Here is a 4,496-nt window from a genome sequence, read left to right on the forward strand (position 1 = left end):
CGGCGTCGAATTCACCGAGGAACCGAGCCGCGAGCCGTGGGGCGGCTGGGCGACGCTTAAGGATTCCGAAGGAAACGAGCACGGACTGCACTCTCCGGTGACAGCCGGCGCAAGCAACAACTAAGGGCGGAGCGCTTCGCCACTCGGTGCGTCCGTGATACGGACGCTGCTGTTCGATTTCGATCACACGCTGGGCGTTGACGGCAGATTGGAAGAACGCGTCTTGCGCGGTCTCGCCATACGCTACTGCGAGCGCGTGCCAAGCGACGCGGAGATCGCGCAGTCGCTTAGCGAATTTCGCGCGGGCCGGACGCCGCTCGACACGATGGTTGAAGACGCGGTGTCCACGTGGGGCGGACACGGAGCCCCGGTCATCGCGCAGGAGTATCGCGCTGTGGCAATCGCACTGGTGGCAGGCAGCGTTGAACCGATGCCGGGAGCCCACGAACTTTTCGAGCTTCTAGCGTCCCGCGGCGTGCAACACGCGATCTTCTCGAATGGCTGGAGCGAATTGCAGGCTGCCAAGGCGGCGGCCATCGGCTACCCCGGACGGGTGATCACGTCGGAGGAAGTCGGAGCCTGGAAGCCCGAGGGGGTCGCCTTTCTTCGTGCTGCCACCCTAGCCGGCTTCGACCCTCCAAGCACGCTCTACGTGGGCGATTCCCCGGTTACGGACGTGGTTGGGTCAAAGGGAGCGGGGATGCAGGCGGCCTGGGCGGATCTAGAGGGGCACACCTATCCGAGCGGCGTCGTCGCGCCGGACTACGTGGTCAAATGGCTGCCCGAGGTCGTGGGCCTGGTGGGGCGAACGTAGTAGATAGGCTTTTTTAAGGTAGGGCTTGGTGCCAAGAATCCAGGCCGACCGTAAAGGTCGGCCCCACAGATCTGGTCGGCCCCACAGATCTGGTCGCAGAACAGCCCCATAGAGCTTGACGTCCCGCGCCGCTGTTTGGTAGAATACGAAGGTTCGGCTGGTGCCGTCAGGCGCCAGCGGGTTAATACGCGCCGCCCGGGCCTTTCCAAGGCAGATCGAGTGGCGACGAAAATCCCAGGAGGCCTTCCCCACATCAACCCGTGAGGCGGGATTCCCCCGGGAGAGGCAGCGGCCGGCCGCCGGTGTCTCGTTTATTTTGTTCGACGTGTGTCCGACGAGGTCTCCTAGTTGCCGACAATCAGCCAACTCGTGCGCAAGGGCCGCGAAAAGCTCAAGAAAAAGTCGAAGTCGCCTGCGTTTCATGTCGCCCTGACCGGCGCGAAGCCTGGCCACCCAGACCTGCCGCAACGCACGAAGAACATCAAACAAGGCAATCCGCTCCGGCGCGGAGTCTGCACGCAAGTCAAGACGATCACGCCGAAAAAGCCGAACTCGGCGCTGCGCAAAGTGGCGCGTGTGCGGCTCACAAACGGAATCGAAGTGACGGCGTACATCCCCGGCATCGGCCACAATTTACAAGAGCACTCCGTCGTGCTTATCCGCGGCGGCCGGGTGAAAGATCTGCCCGGTATCCGCTACCACATCATCCGCGGAACATTGGACACGCAAGGCGTGCAGAACCGAAAGCAAAGCCGTTCGAAATACGGCGCGAAACGACCAAAAGCGTAAGCGTAAAGGAAGATATGCCGCGAAAAGGACCAGTCCCCAAGCGTCAAGTGCTGCCGGATCCGCGATTCAATTCGCGAACCGTCGCGCGGTTCATCAATAAGATCATGCTTGCGGGCAAGAAGAGCGTCGCCGAGCGCATCACCTATGGTGCGATGACCATCGTCGGGGAGAAAACGGGCAAAGACCCGATGGACGTCTTCACCCAGGCGATGAACAACGCGATGCCGCTCGTGGAAGTCCGGCCGCGCCGCGTCGGCGGCGCAACATATCAAGTGCCGATGGAAGTACGGCCGGATCGCCGGCAGGCAATGGGCATGCGCTGGCTCATCGGATTCGCGCGCAAGCGGCCAGGAAAGACCATGGAAGACCGCCTCGCTGCGGAACTTCTCGATGCGGCGAACAATCAGGGCGCATCGGTCAAAAAGCGCGAGGACACCCACCGTATGGCCGAAGCCAATAAGGCCTTCGCGCACTATCGGTGGTAATCGACGAAATCGGTCGGACCAACCCGACCGCACCGGAACGGGGAAAACGTTGGGCTTTGTCTAGACAGTACAGTATCGCCAACACGCGCAACATCGGTATCGCTGCCCACATCGACGCGGGCAAAACGACGACGACCGAGCGTATTCTCTATTACACCGGCCGGACGCACAAGCTCGGCGAGGTCCACGAAGGCGCAGCCACGATGGACTGGATGGAGCAAGAGCAGGAGCGCGGGATCACCATCACGTCGGCGGCCACCACGTGCATTTGGCGCAACACGCGCATCAACATTATTGATACGCCCGGCCACGTGGACTTCACCGTCGAAGTCGAGCGCTCCATGCGCGTGCTCGACGGCCTCGTGGCGCTCTTCGACTCCGTCGCGGCCGTCCAGCCCCAAAGCGAGACCGTTTGGCGCCAGGCCAACAAATACAAAGTGCCGCGCATCATCTTCATCAACAAGATGGACCGCACGGGCGCCGACTTCTATAACGCGGTCTATAAAATACGCGAGCGCCTGGGCGCGCGCGCCATGCCGGTGCAGTTGCCGGTCGGCCAGGAAGACCAGTACCGCGGTTTCGTCGACCTGCTCACCGAGAAGGCGACCATCTACACCGACGACCTCGGCAAGGACACCGAGGAGATCGACGTTCCCGACGACTTGAAGGACCTCGTGCGCAAGTGGCGCGCCGAGCTCATCGAGGCGGTGGCGGAAACCGACGAACACCTCACCGAGAAATATATCAACGGCAAGGAGATCAGCGCCGACGAGATCCGCAAGGCGCTTCGGACCGCCACCATCGCGGCAAAAGTGCTGCCGGTGCTCTGCGGGTCTGCGTTCAAGAACAAAGGCGTGCAGCCGCTGCTCGACGCGATCGTCGACTATCTGCCTTCGCCCGTCGATCTTCCCGAAGTGATGGGCGTCGATCCGGACGATCCGGAGAAGCTGCTCGGGCGCAAGGCCACCGACGAGGAAGCGTTCTCGGCGCTCGCGTTCAAGATCGCCACGGATCCATTTGTCGGCAAGCTCACGTTTTTCCGTACCTATTCGGGCACGTTGAAATCCGGCTCGTACGTGTACAACTCCACCAAGGGCCAGCGCGAGCGGATCGGCCGCATCCTGCGCATGCACGCCAATCACCGCGAGGACGTCGAAGGCGTTGAGGCCGGCGATATCGCGGCCGCGGTCGGCTTGAAGAACACGACCACCGGCGATACGCTGTGCGACGAGAAGAATCCGATTGTGCTCGAGAACATCAAGTTCCCTGACCCGGTCATCAGCCAGGCCATCGAGCCGAAGACGAAGGCCGATCAAGAGCGGCTCGGCCAGAGCTTGCAGAAGCTGGCAGAAGAAGATCCCACGTTCCGCATGTTCACCGACGAAGAGACCGGCCAGACCATCATCTCCGGCATGGGCGAGCTGCATCTCGAGATCATCGTCGACCGTCTGCTGCGCGAGTTCCGGGTGGGCGCCAACGTCGGCAAGCCGCAGGTCGCCTACAAAGAAGCGGTCACGAAGAAGGTCGAGAAGCACGGCCGTTACGTCCGCCAGACCGGCGGCAAAGGCCAGTTCGGCGATTGCTGGATCCGCGTGGAGCCGCTGCCTCCTGGCTCCGGCGTGGTCTTCGAGAACAAAGTGACCGGCGGCGCGATTCCAAGAGAGTTCATCGGCGCGGTGGAGTCGGGCATCCGCGAGGCGGCGCTCGCAGGCGTGCTCGCCGGATACCCGGTGCTGGACTTCAAAGCATCGGTGTTCGACGGTTCGTATCACGAGGTCGACTCAAACGAAATGGCCTTCAAGATCGCGGCCTCGATGGCGTTCAAAGAAGCAAACCGGGCTGCGGGTCCCATCATCAAGGAGCCGATCATGGCCGTCGAGGTCGTCACGCCGGATCAGTTCTTGGGTGACGTGATCGGCGATCTAAATGCGCGACGGGGCCACGTGCTGCACATGGAACCCGAATCGCAGGGCGCGCAAAAAGTCAACGCGACGGTGCCGCTCTCGGAGATGTTCGGCTACGCGACTGACCTGCGCAGCCGCTCGCAAGGGCGCGCGAACTACACGATGGAGTTCGCCCACTACGCACAAGTACCCAAGAGCATCGAAGAAGAGATCATCGCGAAGAACACCGGTAAATAGTTTCAATAGCGTACACAACGCCGGGCGCAACCCGGTAACGGAGAAGAAATGGCCAAGCAGAAATTCGAGCGTTCGAAGCCTCACGTGAACATCGGGACGATTGGTCACGTGGACCACGGCAAGACGACGCTGACGGCGGCGATCACCAAGGTGTTGGCCGCGTCGGGGACTGGGACCAAGGCGCTGATCGTCGATCAGATCGACAACGCGCCTGAGGAGAAAGAGCGCGGGATCACGATCTCGCTGTACCACGCGGAGTACGAGACC

Annotated in this window: 5 protein-coding genes; all 5 read left to right on the forward strand. The window is 62.0% G+C overall.

Annotated elements, in window-relative coordinates; translation table 11 throughout:
* The first annotated feature begins 154 nt into the window (after positions 1-154).
* The gene (locus tag VII69_07955) at positions 155-814 is read left to right on the forward strand and encodes an HAD family hydrolase (GenBank protein HEY5095031.1); all 660 of its coding nucleotides are present in this window, start codon (positions 155-157) and stop codon (positions 812-814) included.
* Positions 815-1,162: 348 nt separating this feature from the next.
* The gene (gene rpsL / locus VII69_07960; protein HEY5095032.1) at positions 1,163-1,603 is read left to right on the forward strand and encodes a 30S ribosomal protein S12; all 441 of its coding nucleotides are present in this window, start codon (positions 1,163-1,165) and stop codon (positions 1,601-1,603) included.
* Positions 1,604-1,617: 14 nt separating this feature from the next.
* Positions 1,618-2,088 (forward strand): 30S ribosomal protein S7, encoded by a 471-nt coding sequence (gene rpsG, locus VII69_07965; protein HEY5095033.1) that lies wholly within the window; start codon positions 1,618-1,620, stop codon positions 2,086-2,088.
* A 56-nt stretch (positions 2,089-2,144) separates the two neighbouring features.
* On the forward strand, positions 2,145-4,229 hold the full coding sequence (gene fusA / locus VII69_07970) for an elongation factor G (protein HEY5095034.1): 2,085 nt from the start codon (positions 2,145-2,147) through the stop codon (positions 4,227-4,229).
* A 48-nt stretch (positions 4,230-4,277) separates the two neighbouring features.
* Positions 4,278-4,496: GTP-binding protein (locus VII69_07975; protein HEY5095035.1), on the forward strand; the 219-nt coding region annotated here is incomplete at its 3' end.

The sequence above is a fragment of the Candidatus Eremiobacteraceae bacterium genome (assembly GCA_036511855.1).
Lineage (GTDB): Bacteria > Vulcanimicrobiota > Vulcanimicrobiia > Eremiobacterales > Eremiobacteraceae > JABCYQ01.